Raw genomic sequence first — 15,630 nt, 5'->3', positions numbered from 1 at the left:
AAGACCCCGAGCCCCTGGAAGGAGGCGTGCTCGGGGTCTTGTTTGACATCCAAGCCCTTAGGCTACTCAGAGGACTAAGCCCGAAACTGCCGCAAATAATTGGCCGTCACGGAATGCGGGCTCTCCAGAAGCTCCGCCGGTTTGCCGGAGAACAGGATATTCCCGAGGGAGCACGGCAGGTTAGCAAATCGGATGCATGAACATCGGGGATCCCATGTTACAATGACAAAAGATGAATTTACGGCATACATAAAAAAAAGCTTGCAAGGGCCTTTTTTTGACTTAAAGGCTATAGAATAACCCCTCATGGGGAGATACGAATGTTCGTACGGAAAGGAAGATTTACCATGAGCGCATGCATTCTATATATTGAGGATGACCGGGAGATCGGCGGATGGGTCAGCGAATTTCTCAGGGACAAGGGATACGAGGTGCGGTGGCTGCTGAGCGGAGAACAGGCCGTACAGGAAGCGGCTCCGTGCGCGGTCGTTGTTCTGGACGTCATGCTTCCGGGGCTGGACGGCTTTACGGTCGGGCAGCGTCTCAAAAAGGCCTATCCCGGACTGCCCATCCTGATGCTGTCGGCGCGAACCTCCATTGACGATAAGCTGCAGGGGCTTGAGTTCGCCGACGATTACCTGACAAAACCTTTTCACCCGGACGAGCTGGCTGCCCGTCTCGAGGTGCTTCTGCGACGGTCTGTCGTGAAATCCGCGGAGCCCATCCGAGTGAAGCACTTATCGGTATATGAAGACGAGAATCGGATCGTGAACGAGGATACCGGCGAGGAGACGCTGCTGACCGGCAAACAGCATCAAATCTTTATGTATCTGCTCCAGCACCAGGGGCGTGTCATGACCAAGGAGCAAATATACGAGTCGGTCTGGGGAGAATCATATATCGAAGGGGACAAGACGCTGATGGTCCACATCCGGTATCTCCGGGAGAAGCTCGAGCGGGACCCCGCCAACCCGGAGATTATTGAGACCGTTCGCGGGCTTGGCTACCGGGTGAGAGCATGAGATGGAAAAGGAAGAAGGGAAGGTTCCGCAATTCGCTGACCAACCGGTATTTGCTGCTGATTTTGATGGCCATGATTTTCATGCCGATCATGTTTCCGTTAGCGTCGATTTTTTACTGGTTCGTGAACGATACCTTCTCGGATCGGCCGCCGGCCCCGGCCGGGAAATATACCAGCGGTGCCGCGTTAGAGAGAATGTGGCACGAGGAAGCAGCCGGATTAAGCGGAGCTTCGCCGGAGGCCATTGAGCAGAAGCTGAATTCGATACGGCAGGAGTATCCGGAGATCTCCATGTTCTGGGTGGATGGCGGCAATAAGACCAGGCTGCAGCTGCCGGTGCAGCCTAACCTGCCCGAGGTATGGAGCGCGCCCTATACCGTGCAATTTATGAAAAACTCCCTGGATAGCGACCCGTTCACCTCCGTGGCTTTTATCGGGGGAGAGGGATCGGGAGAAGGCTTCATGGTCATGCAGCTGCCGAGAAAATACCTTAATGTCCAGCAGCCCATTGCGAGTGAGACGGCGCTGTACGGGCTGTTCACGGCGTCGATGTCCGGCCTGTTCATTCTGGTCTCCTGGCTGTTCTTCGTGCGTATACGCAAGCGGCTGCTGCGGCTTCGTTCGGCCATGACGTCGTCCCATGCGACGACGGGCATACCGCAGCCGGTTACGTTAACCAAGTATGACGAGATTGGACAGCTGGAAGAGGGCTATAACGATATGGTCATCCAGTTGGAAGAGGGGCAGCGCCGCCAGCGCGAGGAAGAAGAGCTGCGCAAATCCCTGATCGCCAATCTGTCCCATGATCTCAGAACCCCGCTGACGGTGGTTCGAAGCCATATTTTCTCCATGGAAAGGGAGCCGCTGAGCCCGAAGGGGAAAGAATCGCTGTCACTCATTGAATCGAAAATCGCCGATTTGGGCGGCCTGATCGACAATCTGCTGTCCTACAACTTGCTGACCAGCGGCAGAGTGCAGCTGAACATGGAATCTGCAGACGTGCTGCGAATCGTCAAGGAAAGCGCCGCAGCCTGGTATCCGGTATGGGAGAAGGCGGGAATCGAGCCTGACATCCAGGTGCGAGACGAGCCGCTCCACTGGAACGTAGACGTGCTGTGGTTCCGGAGGCTCCTCGATAATCTGTTCCAAAATGTCGCTCGCCACGCCCGATCCGGGCAGTACATCGGCATTCATACCGAGGAGAGGGAAGGACTTGAGGGCGTCCTCGTCATTTCGGACCATGGGCCGGGGATCGAAAGCGATTCCGGCAACAAAGGCACGGGCATCGGCCTGGCCATCGTGGACCACTTGACTAGGGAGATGGGGCTGGAAAGCCATGTGGAAAGCTCGGAGGAGGGAACGAGGATCCGCATCTGGAAGCGTTGAGCAATCAAGCGCTGGGCTATCAAGCATTCCATCAGGGGTGCTGAGGCCTTGGTTGAATAGATAAAAAGAGGAGCCGGCACGATTATCGGTTCCTCTTTTTTTTGCTGCCAATAACAGAAAAAGACGCCCTATAAGGCGTCTTCGTACCATTGCTTTTCGCTCGAGTTTCACGAGCTCGTCAGTGAACTGGGTTCATAAGCAAGGCAGGCTACAGCTGCTAGACTCAAAGAGAGATCCATTCTGAAATCAAGGCGAACGAAAACATGCATATTCATGGTTAACCACGCTCCAATCGTAACGGTGAATCGATCGATGAGAGAGAAAAGTGATCGGCATGCCATCATCAGCGTCAGGTAGCCCCCCTGTACGGACGCCATAAGCGTTTCGGCAAATTAATTATATCATATACGGACACTTGTTAAAACGTTGGATAGGCTGCCCGCTTTTTTAAAGAAAATTTAAACTTGGGGCCGACCGGCATTTAACCTTGGACATGTAGGATGTATACCTGAGGTGATGAACGTGACGGAACTCGTCATTCAAACAAAAGGCTTATATAAAATATACAAAAAGCGCGCAGCGGTCGTGGATTTGAACCTGGAGATCGCACGCGGCGACATTTATGGCTTCCTTGGACCGAACGGCGCCGGGAAAACAACGACCATCCGCATGCTGCTTGGACTCATTCAACCGACGCGTGGCGCGATTCATTTGTTCGGCAAGGATTTAAAGAGCGAAAAAATGGACATTTTGCGCCGGACCGGATCGCTCGTGGAGTACCCATCGTATTACGGCCACTTGACGGCCGTAGAGAATCTGGAAGCGATCCGCCGGATTACCGGCGGCCCGAAATCCCGCATCGCGGAAGTGCTGGAGATCGTCTCCTTGACGAAGGAGGCCAAGCGCCCGGTTAAGGGATACTCGCTTGGGATGAAGCAGCGTCTTGGCATCGCGGCCGCCCTGCTGAACAATCCGGAGCTGCTCATTCTGGATGAGCCGACCAACGGCCTGGATCCGTCCGGCATCCATGAAATCCGGGAGCTGATCAAGAATATGCCGCGCCAATACGGCATTACCGTGCTGGTATCCAGTCACCTGCTGGGCGAGGTCGAGCTGATGGCGGACAAAGTCGGCATTATCCGCGAAGGAAGGATGGTGTTCCAGGATACGATCGACAATCTGGTATCCACGGCGTCCAGCGGTTTCCGCTTATCGGTATCCGAGCCAGAGGCAGCGCTTGGACTAGCCCTAGACTTAGGCTGCGAAGGCGTCCTGCGGAACCAGATGCTGGAGCTGGAGAGCATGCAGGATGCCAAAATCGCGCTGCTCGTGAAGCGCCTGGTGGAGAACCAGCATGCGGTATACCGGGTGGAAGAGCAGCGGAGGTCGCTGGAGGATATCTTCATGCAGATCGTAGGGGAGGGAAGCCGGGTATGATGTTCCGTGCGCTTTCCGCCGATTGGCTGAAGATCCGGGGCAAGGGCATCTGGTTTCTCGCTGCGCTCGGTCCCGTCGGGCTGGCAGCGATGCAAGGGCTGAACTTCGGACTTCGATACGATTACCTGATGAAATCCTACGCGGCGGATCCTTGGGGCGGGCTGCTGGAGAACGTGCTCTTCTTTGTGCCGATTGCCCTGTTCCTCGGGATCACGCTGGTCTGCTCGCTGATGGCCAACGTGGAGCATCAGCTGAGCTCGTGGAAGCAGCTGCTGGCACTGCCTATATCCAGAACGGCGGTATTCAGTGCCAAGTTCGTGCAGGCCTTCCTGATTCTCTGCGTATCCTGTTTCCTTCTGTCGATCAGCACCGCCGTACTCGGCATCATACTGGGGATGGGGGCAGATCAAATGCCGTATGTCGATCTGCTGCGCATTGGCTTTGTGCAGTTATTCGCGGCGCTTCCCATGCTGGCCTTTCAGCTGTGGATGTCTTTGACGCTTAAGAACCAGGGGATCGCGGTCGGAATCGGGATTACCGCCTCGGTCGTGTCGATGTTCGCCCTGCAGTTTCCTGATTGGATGCCGCTAAAATGGCCGCTGCTGGCTTACATGGGGCCGGGAGAAGCCCGCGTCATCGGAGCGGGTTTGCTGCTGGGCGCGGTGATCGCATGCGCTGGCCTGATTCATTTTAACCGAAAGGATGTGGACTAAGATGGCATCCTATCTAAGAGCGGTATCCGCAGAGTGGCTTAAGCTGTCGAAATCGAAGCTGTGGCCGCAAATCTTCCTGTGCGCGGTCCTGGTCATGCTGCTAGGCATATTAAACGGAAAGCCTGAGGAGCTGGCGCCATGGGAATATCTGATCAGCATTATGATCATTCTGCATGCCATGCTGCTGCTCCCGATTCTGACGGGGATATTCAGTGCCATGGTATGCCGGTATGAGCATTCGGGCGGGGGATGGAAACAGCTGCTCGTCCTGCCGGTTTCACGCGGCGCCGTCTATTTTGCGAAATTCTCGGTGGTAGCCATACTGCTGGCCGTCGTCCAGTTACTGTTCATGGGCGCCGTGCTGGGAGCCGGTTTGATCCACAAGGTGGCTGCTCCGATTCCGTGGGAAATGCTGCTGCGCTGCCTGCTTGGCGGTTGGGTTGCCTGCTTGCCGCTTGCCGCGCTGCAGCTTGGAGTCTCAACGGCCTGGAGCAGCTTTGCCGCTCCGCTGGCATTGAACGTCGTTTTCACCATACCGAACATGCTGGTAGCCAACTCGCAGACGTATGCCCCTTACTATCCGTGGACGCAGCCGTTTCTGGCGATGATGCCCGCGGGTCAAGCCGATTTCGGTGCATTCAACCTGCCGTTCGAAAGCCTCATGACCGTCGTGGCGGGAGGGTTTCTACTATTCTTTCTCGCGGGCTTCGTCTATTTTCAGCGGAAAGAAGTATAACTCTTCAGAATTGGATTTCAAAGCTGGCTTGGTTTTATGAAAAAGAGCTGCCCTCAGGCCCTTACGGCCTGTTGGAGCAGCTCTTTTTATATATTTCTATGTGTAACGAACCCTTGGTTTTGCTATTGAGGCAAATCCACCCACACATAAGGGGTGTCAGCCGCCTTCAATCCATACTCGATAATCGTGATGACGGCGACCGTTTCTGCCGGGTTGACGGCAGGCTCGCCCGTTTCGAAGAAATTCACCAGATTCTCGATGAACAAGGCGAAGAAATTCGAATTCGCGGTGACCTGCTTGAAGCCCCCGTCGCCATTCTTTATCCCCAAGGTAAAAGGACAATTATCCCCAAGATGATTCACGGTGGCTTGACGTCCATCGCCAAAATCGATCAGCAGGGCAGGGGAGTCAGGCGTTCCGATATACATCACCCGCTTCGGGCTGGTCCCCATCAGGCTGACGATCGGCTCGATCTGATGAATCGAATAATTGGCGAAGGCGCCCGGCCCCCAGCTGCTGATCGTTTGGATGTCGCTTCGGTCCAGCTCCGTGTATTCGCTGGCAAAACGCAGGGCGGACGTCGAATACATCGGCGTTCCGTGCTTTGTTGCCAGATCGAACAGGCGGATGGCCGTTTCGCGGTCAGGCGCGAACGTCTTATCGATATAGGTCGGCTTGCCGGATTGCAGCGGCAGCTGGGACAGCTCCTCATGGAATTCCGGATTATCCGGGGACAGCACGATCAGGTAATCGCTGCGCTCCACCACCTCTTCGATCGTGGGCAGCAGCTCAATTCCAAACTCCTTGCTCCAGGCAGCGTTCGTGAGCCCGTTCTCTTTGTCTCTCTTGCCGTAGGCGTACATGACTTTCATGGCATGTTCCGATGCCTGCTCAATCCACCCGGGATATTTGTTCGCGTGGAACTGGTCCAAATGCAGGTCGATGAATCCGATTTTTTTCATGATAAAAGGGCCTCCCTGGCGTTCGAACTATAGGTTATAGGCTGTTCTGGGCAACGGGCTGCAGCGAAACCTCCGCGCCTTGGTCGGACGAGTCGTAAATCGCCTGGATGATCTGGGAGGAGAGGATGACCGTATCGATATGCGAAGGCTGTTTCTCCCCGGTTTGAATGCAGCGGATGAATCCGTCGATCTCATTCTGGAACATGCTGCCGAGATTGAATTTCGGCGTGGTTTCGATCAATGCGCCGTCCTCCGTGGTGTAGAAGGTGAAGTCCGCGCCGTATTTCAGCCGGATGCCGCCTTTGTCGCCGAGGAAGTCGATGAACATTTCTTCGGCGCCGATATTTTGCGCCCATGCGCCGTTCAGGGAAATGGTCGGGCCTTCCGTGCGGACGAGGGCCGTGACAAAATCGTCGACGTCATACGTGCCGTCATATTTCGGCGGACCTGCCCACATTTTGAGGAAGGTGTAATTCTCCATGTCTTTGCCCAGCTTGCAATAAGCCTGACCGGAGACGGTCTTCGGCTTCGGATCGCCCGTACAGTACATCACGACATCGAGGAAGTGAACGCCCCAATCGATCAGCGCGCCGCCGCCGGCAATGGCTTTGGTCGTGAAGGCGCCGCCGAGACCCGGGATCGAGCGGTGGGAACGGAAGCTGGCATAAACGTGATACAGCTCGCCAAGATCGCCGTTTTGGATCATTTTTCTGATTCTGTTTACGCTTTCATTGTAACGGTTGACCACCCCGATATTGAGCGTTTTGCCCGTTTCGTGCTGAACCTTCTGCATCTCCAGCGCTTCCGCGTAGGTGCGGGCTGCCGGTTTTTCGCATAATACATGCTTTCCTGCCCGCAAGCAATCGATGGCGATGGAAGCATGAACGTCATTCGGCGTACAGATCGATACCGCGTCGACCTCAGGGTCGTTCAGGATCTGGTTGTAATCTTCGATGGCTTGGCCGCATTCGTATTTGGCGACGGCGGCATCGGCCCGGTCCTTCAAGATATCGCAGAAATATTTGATCTCGGCATCTTCGTTGGCCATGTAGGCGGGGATATGGGCACTGTTCGCAATCGTGCCGCAGCCAATCACGGCAATTGTAATTTTGTTCATCGGTTCTCCTCCAAAATCGTGGATTGATGATGCAGTGATGACATGAGCCTGTCGCTTGATTCTTCGTTATTGCTTGCCCCGAGTATAGCATGTGCGCGATCGCTTCGATTTCACTATCGTGTTTATTTATTGGATTATCGTACCGAGGCGCTAGTCCACGGTTTTAAAAGCGTTCTTTTTATAATAAGCGGGGGTCGTTCCCGTGTATTTTTTGAAAATGCGGCAGAAGTAGGGAAGCTCGTTAAACCCGACCTTGAAGCACACGTCGGTTACCGTCAGCTCGGGCTCCGTCAGCAGCCGCATTGCCATTCGTATCCGATAGTTGGCCAAGTACTGGCTGAAGGTCCAGCCTGTCACTTCCTTGAAACGTCGGCAAAAGCTCGTCCGGGACATCATCGTCCGCGCGCAGAGATCCTCCAGCCACAGGGGCTGATCGAAGTGGTCGTGGATATATTGAACGGATTCCAATATGGGCTCCCGATACGGGGGGCTGCCCGCGGTTACCGATATATGCTTGCTTTGCTCGGCATGCTCGCGGTTCACGATCGCCAGCAGCTTCAGCAGATTGGCCTTCAGCAGAATATCGAAGAAGGGGCCCCGGCCTCCGAACTCGTTCAGCATTTCGGTCAGGAGTTCCTTAACGACTAGGTCACTGCCGCCGGTCAAGGTGATTTTGAGCGGGACGCGGTCTTCGGTCGTGACAAAAGGCTTGATGAAGGAAAGGTCGAACAGCTGCGGCTCGTCCGGCATCCCCTCCAATCGTTCGTTAATGAAGGCCGGCATGAATTCGCACCCGAGCACCTCCAGTTCTTTCCCGGGGACCATCTCCACGCGATGGACGCTGTAAGGAGGGAGCACGAATATATTGCCCTGGACCATCCGGTATTTTTGGCCATAGAGCGTATGGATGAATTCGCCTTTGCTGACATACCAGATTTGAAGATAGTCATGCATATGATCGGATAAACTCCCGAACTTCTCGGTAATGCGGTACATTTTGCAGGGCAGGCCATTCGCCATCTCCAGCTCCGACGTAAAGTAGGCGATTCCTCTTCGGGTGCATTCGGCGATATCCGGTTCCAGCCAGTGAATAGCCATCGTTTCTTTCCTCCTCGTACGTTTCGATCCTGTTATTCATAGCATAACTGATTAAGGACATGAAGGAAGAGAAAAATCGAAAAAGTTACTGTAATTCATGGGGGCGGGGACGTGATCGATGTCATGAGGAAGTCCAATCATGATCAGGGTCCGCAGGATTCGCTCCGCATGATTTACCGATGATCAAGCAGCCGCGTTTAATGCCATGAGATACAAGATGAAGAAAAGGCGACCATCTTCTGGTAACAAATGGGCATTGTCATACGTCTGAATGGTAGAGGTGATGTTGCGATGGGGATCATGAGGGAATATAAGCTGGCGAATAGGGGAACGGTCTTGCTATGGGTGATGGTTTTGACGATGCTGCTGACAGGCTGCGGTCTCGGTAAGGATGGGGATGTGAAGAGGTCTTCCGAAACAGGGGAACGAGCCATAACTTCAGGAATGGAGGAGGATAGCCAACTCCAAGATTATGTAACGATCCACCGCGGTCAGGGGTTCGGTAAAGTCAGTTCGGGTATTTTCGGAACGCTGGATAGCGTGAAGGACGTTGAGGTGTTCGATGAAGCCATCCGGACAGCGGTGAGGATGCAGGGAATCATGGATGTAAGAGAACCGGATTATGATGCGGTGATTCACCTTGACGGGGAGAGCACATCCATTCATCTATGGCTAGAACCCGACAGTAAACGTGGAATGTTTACCTATATAACGGATACCGGCACAGGATATACGTTGACCGAGCAGTTGACAGCCCAGCTCACGGAATTGATCGATCAATTGCGATATACGCCTGAGCAGGCCAAGAAGAATGGGGATGTTGTATTTAGTTTAGATGGGTTGATTGCCAACCGGGAGGCTAGTTTAGATGGGTTGATTGCCAACCGGGAGGCATGGGATCAATTCGTGAAGCAAGTGGAGGAGAAGCACCCAGCTTCTGTACAGCTGACGCTGTATACAATAGAGGGCAGCCCCATTTTTCATGATTTGGAGCATGGTTACCAAGGCGAGTTCATCCGGCATCGGCTCGATACTACGCATGACCCGCTGGGGAAGCCGGTAAAATCCGTCGAATTCTGCAAGGAGCTGGTAGCGGAGCAGACGGAACAGGGAATCGAATACCGACTGAACGGGTGCGGTGAGGGGCGTGACCAAGAGAGCGATACTTTCCACATGCTGTTTCCTGTAGAAGAGGCAATTCATAATAGATAAAGATCAGCATCCCTTTCGTGTGCCATAATAATCGTTTCGTGCAGCAAAGAGCCGAGGTATCCTAAAGATACAGGAAACCTCGGCTCTTTTGGCGTTACGGGCAAAACTCCTTCAGCATCTGCTCCTTCACTTCTTCAATGGGGAAGTGCAGGGGATAGGTGGATATCATCAGCATGATGCCCTGAAGGGTAGAAGAAAAGTACAAGGAGCGCTTGCGCGGCTCGGGTACTCCGAGACTTTCGAATATGCGGCATTGAATCTCAAATTGCCGTGCAGCCTCTTCCACAAGACGCTTGCTGTAGGGAAACAGCTCTTGATCCGCTTCGGGCTGTGTTTGAAGATGCAAGTAAAAACGGAATACCTCCGGCTGCTGATAGACGTTGTCGATGGCTTGCTCCAAAATATATTTCAGCTGATCCGCTGGTGCTTGGAGTGAAGCGGAATTCTCCATAACTTCGGCAACGCTTGCGATTCGCTCCTCGACCATAGCGGCAAGAAGTCCTTCCTTGCCTGAAAAATAATTATAGAGCAGCCCTTTGGATGTGCCGGCTTTCTTGGCTACATCGCTAATGGAAGTGGCATGGTACCCCTGATGGATAAACAAATCCATGGCAGTTTCCAAAATCTTCTCTTTTGCCATCTGGCGTATGCGTTCGTTCTCGATGGGTGAGCGTGGCATAAATCTTCATTCCTTTACGAATGGGGTGATATGAAGGGATAACTCCTCCGGATGCGTTAGCGTGACCATGTGATCCGCTCCCGCGATGGTGGCAAATCGAATGCCTGGAACCCTTCGAAATTGTTCTCCTACCTGCTGGTTATCGGTCAGTTCATGATCTCCTATGATGAACAGCGTTCTGGCCGAGATATCCTGTAATCGATCCATCGCCGGCGGCTCCGGCCAAACCGAGTCAAAGGTGGACCAGGTAAACGTCCGCTCGAAATGGTGGCGAAGCATTTGGACCATCAGCTCCCGCTCGGCGCGGTTCCTTGTAATTTCATAAGAAGGCGGCTCAATGCACAGCTCGATCATTTTCTCGATATCAGGGGCAGCGGCGCTTACCCCGAGCATGTAGGTTTGCATTTCCTCAGAATAAGGAAAACCGGACAGGGCGGGCGCTATGACAATCAGTTCCGATACCCTTTCAGGATAATGGATCGCGAACTCCGTGGCAATCCGGCCGCCCATAGAATGACCGACAATCGCAGCTTGCGGAATATCCAGATGATCAAGAAGAGATAACAAATCTTCAACATAATTCGGCGGCTGAGCGGGAGAGGGAGAGCGTCCGGCACCGCGACCGTCAAAGGCAATGACGCAAAAATGCTCCGCTAAAAGAGGGACAAGATAACTCCAGTCCCGCAGATCGGCTCCACCGCTGTGAACAAGGACGATCGGCTTACCGTTTCCATGAACTTCATAGTGCAGATCCAATAGAATACCTCCATTCGATTTTCAATGATGTGAAGCGCTTGATGAACATTATTTTATTATTGAATGAACGTTTGGTCAATAGAAAATCGACTCGTATCTTGATTTGCCTTTCAAAGCTGGGATCCTATTGTGAATATCGCTGTGAAATAATTCACTAATCTTATTTGTGAATTATGTTACAATCGAAAAAAATATATTTTTGGGAGTAGGGGGAACGGACTGTGGCTCGTTATTTTAACGGTAAAGAAGTGGAACTATTGGCTCCAGCCGGAACATTCGAGATATTCAAGACCGTCATTGACGCAAACTGCGATGCCGTATATTTCGGGGGGCCATCGCTGAACATGCGTATGATGCGCAAGGGATACAACTTAAGTTATGAGGAGGTCGGCGAGGCCGTCCAATTGGCGCATGACCGCGGGAAACGTGCCTACATTACAGTGAACAACCTGATGAATGAAGAGGACTTGGAGGAAGCGAAGCGCTACTTCGCCTTTCTGAACGAGATCGGCCCGGATGCCATTATCGCGCAGGACCTGGCCGTGTTTCCCCTGATCCAAGAGATGAATTACACGAATATTCCGGTTCACTCCTCGGTCATGATGAACGTGCACAACCTGGAAATGATCGAAGCGCTCAAAGCATTGGGCGTTTCCCGCATCGTGGCTTCCCGCGAAATGGACCTGAAAACGGCAGAGGTGCTGCAGGCCAGGAGCGGGATGGAGTTCGAGTATTTTGTGCACGGCGACATGTGCACGGTTCACGGGGCCAACTGCCTGTACAGCTCGATGCTGTTCGGCAACAGCTCCAACCGCGGGCGCTGCATGAAGCCTTGCCGCTGGGATTACCGGGTGAAGAAGGACGGCTATCTCTATCCGACCGAGTATCCGCTCGCGGCGAAGGATATGTACATGTACGAGAGCATTCCTGAGCTGATCAAGTCCGGCATCACCAGCTTCAAAATTGAAGGACGCATGAGAGACACCGAGTTTTTGCTGATGGTCGTGAATTCGTACGGAGACGCCATCGATCGTTATATTGCGGATCCGCTGGGCTACAACCGCGAGGCGGGGGCGGACACGCTGCATAAAAATCGCAAGCGCGATTTCACGACGGCTTATGCCTTCGGCAAGCCGGGACTGGGCTTCATTAATCGCCGCTATGAGGGAACAGGCAAGTTTTACAGTACGGGGAAGGTGTTCAGTACGCCTACCGCCGAACGCGAGACGAAGGAGGAACGGGTGCTTCAGGTGAAGGAATCGCTTCGCCATGCGAAGCGGGAACGGCCGGGCACGTCGATTCCGCAAATTACGGTGCATGTCAACACGGTAGAGCAGGCCCGTGCGGCATTAGAAGAAGGAGCAGGCGTCATTTACCTGACGGGGGACGTATTCCAGCCGGATCGTCCGTTTAGCCGCAAAGACATCGAAGCCTTGACGGCGGATAAAGGGGACGCGGAGATTGTCCTTGGCATGCCCCGCATGATGAATGAGCTTCAGATGGAGCAGTACCATCAGTTTCTCAGCGCAGGCAAGGAGTTTAACCATTACGGTCTGGACGGCCTGCTTGCGACCAACATCGGTGCCATGCACAAGTTTCAAACCATCGGGCTGCCGCTGATCGCCGATTTCAGCCTGAACATCTACAACCATATGGCGGCTTCGTTTTATCAGGACCATTTTGGCATATCCCGAATCAATCCGTCCCTAGAGCTTCAGCTCCATGATTTGACGAAATTGCTGCGTCATCCGGAAATTCCCCTTGAGATCATCGTTCACGGCTCGCCAATCGTCATGTATCTGGAGCATGATTTATACGCCAATGCCGCAGAGTTCGAGCCCATAGCGGAAGAGGACAACCGTTTCGTGGATAACCGTCATCTCGTGCTGCTTACGGATAAAGGGGAGAATCCCGTATACCGGGACGCCGCAGGGCGCAACCACTTGGCGCTGGCGAAGGAGCTGTGCTACATGCCGATCCTGAAGGAGCTGTATGAAGCCGGCGTCCATCATTTCCGCATCGAAGGAAAAACGTATACGACCGAGCGGCTTCGCAGCCTGGTGCGGTTATATCGTCAAGCTTCGCTGAACCTGGATTCATGCGGCAGGCTGTATCAGAGCATGGCACCGGTATACGCCGGGTTCACGCTCGGTTCGCTCCAATTCGGCCATTCCCTGGAACTGGAGCTGACGGAAGCATGAGATCTCTTAGAGAGGGGGCAGGAAGATGATCCGATGCGAGGCACCGTTTTCCTCAGTCTCTATCACGGAACATGGAAAAACGGAAATAATCGAAAGAGGGGGAGCCTCCATGAAACATGAAGGCCATACGCATATCGGTCCGGAAGCCGTCGCTGCCAAGCGCCGGCGGTACGGCTATCCTTGCACGGCGCATTTCTACAGCGAACCGCCCCAGATCGTCGGCGGCAAGATGCATACGCTTTACGGCCATGACGGCAAAGCTTATGTCGACTTCTTCACGGGCGTGTCGGTCGTTGCCTGCGGCCACTGCAATGAAGCCATTACGGCGAGAACGATCGAACAGCTGCAGACGCTGCAGCATACGTCAACCATTTACCTTACCCAGCCGATGGTGGACCTGGCGGAGCGGTTGGCGAACGGCGTTCTGCCCGGCAACTTAAAGCGAACGTTCTTTGTGAACAGCGGCTCCGAGGCGAATGAAGGCGCGCTGCTCGCCGCGCGTCTGCACACGAAACGCCGCAGCTTCCTGGCGCTGGAATACGGCCTTCATGGGCGCACCTTCCTGACCATGAACGTGACCGGCATTCCGATGTGGCGTGCCGACGATTTCCTGGATGAAGACGTGGCTGCGTTTATTCCGCGACCATATGATCCTGGCATGGATCAGGATGCCGCTGCCCGCCGCTCCCTGGATGCCTTGGCGAGCGTGCTCGCTGCAAAGGGAGACAGCTTTGCTGCCATGATCGTAGAGCCGATCCAAGGCAACGGGGGAATGATCGCGCCACCGGATTGGTATTTCCGCGAGCTGAAGGCGATGCTGGAAGAGCACGGCATACTCCTGATTGCCGACGAAATCCAGACAGGCTGCGGCCGCACGGGACGCATGTTCGCGATCGAGCATTACGGCATCGTGCCCGATATTCTCACCATGGCGAAGGCCTTGGGCAATGGCGTGCCGATCGGCGCGTTCTGCACGACGGATGAGATCGCTGCCAGTCTGAATCGGCCTTCGGCTTCTACCTTTGGCGGCAATCCGGTATCATCGGCCACGGCGCTTGCCGTATTGGATTACATCGAGCAGCAGGGCCTGGTTGATCGTTCCCGGCACGTTGGCGGTCGGCTGATCGAAGGCTTGAGGGAGCTGCAGGGCCGATACGGGCTTATCGCCGATGTCCGAGGCAAAGGGTTTATGGCCGGAGCCGAAATCCGGGGTGCGACCGACGAGGAGAGCGCAGCATGGACGGATATTATTCTGGAGCGCATGAAGGATGAAGGCTTTATTATCGGTAAAAACGGGGTGGGCCGAAACGTGCTGGCCTTTCAGCCCGCCATGATCATCCCGGAGGAAGAGATCGAAGCGATGCTCCGTGCCTTGGATAAGGTGCTGGCAGGGTTATCCCAAACATAAACGAATGAGGTTGATCCGGATGCAGATGATGTATAAAGTCGTTCATAAGACCAAAATGTTCGGAGAACTGGTGATGTTCTCCCACACGCTGTTCTCGCTGCCCTTTGCGATCATATCCATGGTCTGGGCCGCCGGCGGCGTGCCGTCATGGCATGTCGTGCTGTGGTCGTTGATTGCGCTGGTGGCCGCCCGCAACGGGGCCAATGCCTTCAATCGCGTCGTCGATTTGAAGTTCGACGCGGCCAACCCGAGAACGGCGGACCGCCATATGCCAAGAAAGCTTCTGCTGCCTCGCGAGGTGTACGTATTTGTGGTCGTTAACTTTGCCGTCTTTATTCTCGCGGCCGGCATGCTGAATCCGCTCTGCTTGGTGCTATCACCGGCAGCGATTGTGCTGATCTGCACGTACTCGTACACCAAGCGCTTCACCTGGCTGTGCCATCTGTACCTGGGCTTTACGATCGCTTCGGCTCCGATCGGGGCATGGTTTGCCGTAACGGGGGAGTTGGCCTTCATTCCGTTTATCATCGGCACGGTCGTGATGCTGTGGATTGCGGGATTTGATATCATCTACGCCACGCAGGATATCGAATTCGATCGCAGCACCGGCTTATGGAGCATTCCCCGCGCGTTTGGATTCGAAGGCGGACTGCTCATTTCCAGAATGCTGCACGGGATTATGGTCATGCTGCTGCTTTCCCTTTACTTTATCCAAGGTTTGGGCTGGCTCTACTTGACGGGAATTGCCATCTCGGTGCTGCTGCTGGCCGTGGAGCATCGCATGATCAAGCCTTCCAGCCGCAGGCGGATGCAGCTTGCCTCCTACAATCTGAATCAGGTGATTAGTCTGACGATTCTGCTGTTTACTTTGGCGGATCAGTTTTTGCTCGGATAAAAAAGACTC

At 54.2% G+C, this 15,630-nt stretch carries 14 protein-coding genes; 9 read left to right on the top strand and 5 right to left on the bottom strand.

Annotation, left to right across the window (positions count from 1 at the left end; all coding sequences use genetic code 11):
- Nucleotides 1-347 precede the first annotated feature (347 nt).
- From RB297_RS19355 to RB297_RS19335, 5 genes are all read left to right on the top strand, one after another.
- On the top strand, nucleotides 348-1,022 hold the full coding sequence (locus tag RB297_RS19355) for a response regulator transcription factor (RefSeq protein ID WP_012818807.1): 675 nt from the start codon (nucleotides 348-350) through the stop codon (nucleotides 1,020-1,022).
- Nucleotides 1,019-2,407: a sensor histidine kinase gene (locus tag RB297_RS19350; protein WP_375121174.1), complete on the top strand. Its 1,389-nt coding sequence runs from the start codon at nucleotides 1,019-1,021 to the stop codon at nucleotides 2,405-2,407. The genes RB297_RS19355 and RB297_RS19350 overlap by 4 nt, the downstream gene beginning before the upstream one ends.
- A 516-nt stretch (nucleotides 2,408-2,923) precedes the next feature.
- Nucleotides 2,924-3,844: an ABC transporter ATP-binding protein gene (locus RB297_RS19345; protein ID WP_375121402.1), complete on the top strand. Its 921-nt coding sequence runs from the start codon at nucleotides 2,924-2,926 to the stop codon at nucleotides 3,842-3,844.
- Entirely contained in the window at nucleotides 3,841-4,557 is a 717-nt protein-coding gene (locus RB297_RS19340) for an ABC transporter permease (RefSeq protein WP_213580114.1), read from the top strand. Before RB297_RS19345 ends, RB297_RS19340 begins: the two co-directional genes overlap by 4 nt.
- Before the next feature lies 1 nt (nucleotide 4,558).
- On the top strand, nucleotides 4,559-5,293 hold the full coding sequence (locus RB297_RS19335; RefSeq protein ID WP_375121173.1) for an ABC transporter permease: 735 nt from the start codon (nucleotides 4,559-4,561) through the stop codon (nucleotides 5,291-5,293).
- 122 nt (nucleotides 5,294-5,415) lie between these two features.
- Here the strand turns inward: RB297_RS19335 and RB297_RS19330 are convergent, their stop codons facing one another.
- The 3 genes from RB297_RS19330 to RB297_RS19320 form a co-directional block, all read right to left on the bottom strand.
- A complete protein-coding gene (locus RB297_RS19330; RefSeq protein ID WP_375121172.1) occupies nucleotides 5,416-6,255 on the bottom strand; it encodes a Gfo/Idh/MocA family protein in 840 nt (279 codons plus the stop codon).
- A gap of 34 nt (nucleotides 6,256-6,289) precedes the next feature.
- Nucleotides 6,290-7,372 (bottom strand): Gfo/Idh/MocA family protein, encoded by a 1,083-nt coding sequence (locus RB297_RS19325; protein ID WP_009591335.1) that lies wholly within the window; start codon nucleotides 7,370-7,372, stop codon nucleotides 6,290-6,292.
- 150 nt (nucleotides 7,373-7,522) lie between these two features.
- Complete coding sequence (locus RB297_RS19320; RefSeq protein WP_375121171.1) at nucleotides 7,523-8,470, bottom strand: AraC family transcriptional regulator; 948 nt, start codon at nucleotides 8,468-8,470, stop codon at nucleotides 7,523-7,525.
- 291 nt (nucleotides 8,471-8,761) lie between these two features.
- Between RB297_RS19320 and RB297_RS19315 the strand changes: the two genes are divergently transcribed.
- Complete coding sequence (locus RB297_RS19315; RefSeq protein WP_375121170.1) at nucleotides 8,762-9,682, top strand: YhfM domain-containing protein; 921 nt, start codon at nucleotides 8,762-8,764, stop codon at nucleotides 9,680-9,682.
- Nucleotides 9,683-9,776: 94 nt separating this feature from the next.
- Here the strand turns inward: RB297_RS19315 and RB297_RS19310 are convergent, their stop codons facing one another.
- Nucleotides 9,777-10,361: a TetR/AcrR family transcriptional regulator gene (locus RB297_RS19310; RefSeq protein WP_192569851.1), complete on the bottom strand. Its 585-nt coding sequence runs from the start codon at nucleotides 10,359-10,361 to the stop codon at nucleotides 9,777-9,779.
- 6 nt (nucleotides 10,362-10,367) lie between these two features.
- The gene (locus RB297_RS19305; RefSeq protein ID WP_213580118.1) at nucleotides 10,368-11,117 is read right to left on the bottom strand and encodes an alpha/beta fold hydrolase; all 750 of its coding nucleotides are present in this window, start codon (nucleotides 11,115-11,117) and stop codon (nucleotides 10,368-10,370) included.
- A gap of 221 nt (nucleotides 11,118-11,338) precedes the next feature.
- Here RB297_RS19305 and RB297_RS19300 point away from each other — a divergent pair, with 221 nt between their 5' ends.
- The 3 genes from RB297_RS19300 to RB297_RS19290 all read left to right on the top strand — a co-directional run bounded on the left by RB297_RS19300 (nucleotide 11,339) and on the right by RB297_RS19290 (nucleotide 15,621).
- Nucleotides 11,339-13,318, top strand: a complete 1,980-nt coding sequence (locus RB297_RS19300; protein WP_375121169.1) for a peptidase U32 family protein — start codon at nucleotides 11,339-11,341, stop codon at nucleotides 13,316-13,318.
- 109 nt (nucleotides 13,319-13,427) lie between these two features.
- Nucleotides 13,428-14,726 (top strand): aspartate aminotransferase family protein, encoded by a 1,299-nt coding sequence (locus RB297_RS19295; RefSeq protein ID WP_375121168.1) that lies wholly within the window; start codon nucleotides 13,428-13,430, stop codon nucleotides 14,724-14,726.
- A 19-nt stretch (nucleotides 14,727-14,745) separates the two neighbouring features.
- The gene (locus RB297_RS19290) at nucleotides 14,746-15,621 is read left to right on the top strand and encodes a UbiA-like polyprenyltransferase (protein ID WP_375121167.1); all 876 of its coding nucleotides are present in this window, start codon (nucleotides 14,746-14,748) and stop codon (nucleotides 15,619-15,621) included.
- The last annotated feature ends 9 nt before the right edge of the window (nucleotides 15,622-15,630 follow it).

Source organism: Paenibacillus sp. CR_12 (genome assembly GCF_041953985.1).
Classification (GTDB): Bacteria; Bacillota; Bacilli; order Paenibacillales; family Paenibacillaceae; genus Paenibacillus_AQ; species Paenibacillus_AQ lautus_A.
Note: the sequence above shows the minus strand (reverse complement) of the source record. Positions and strands in the feature narration are given on the sequence as shown.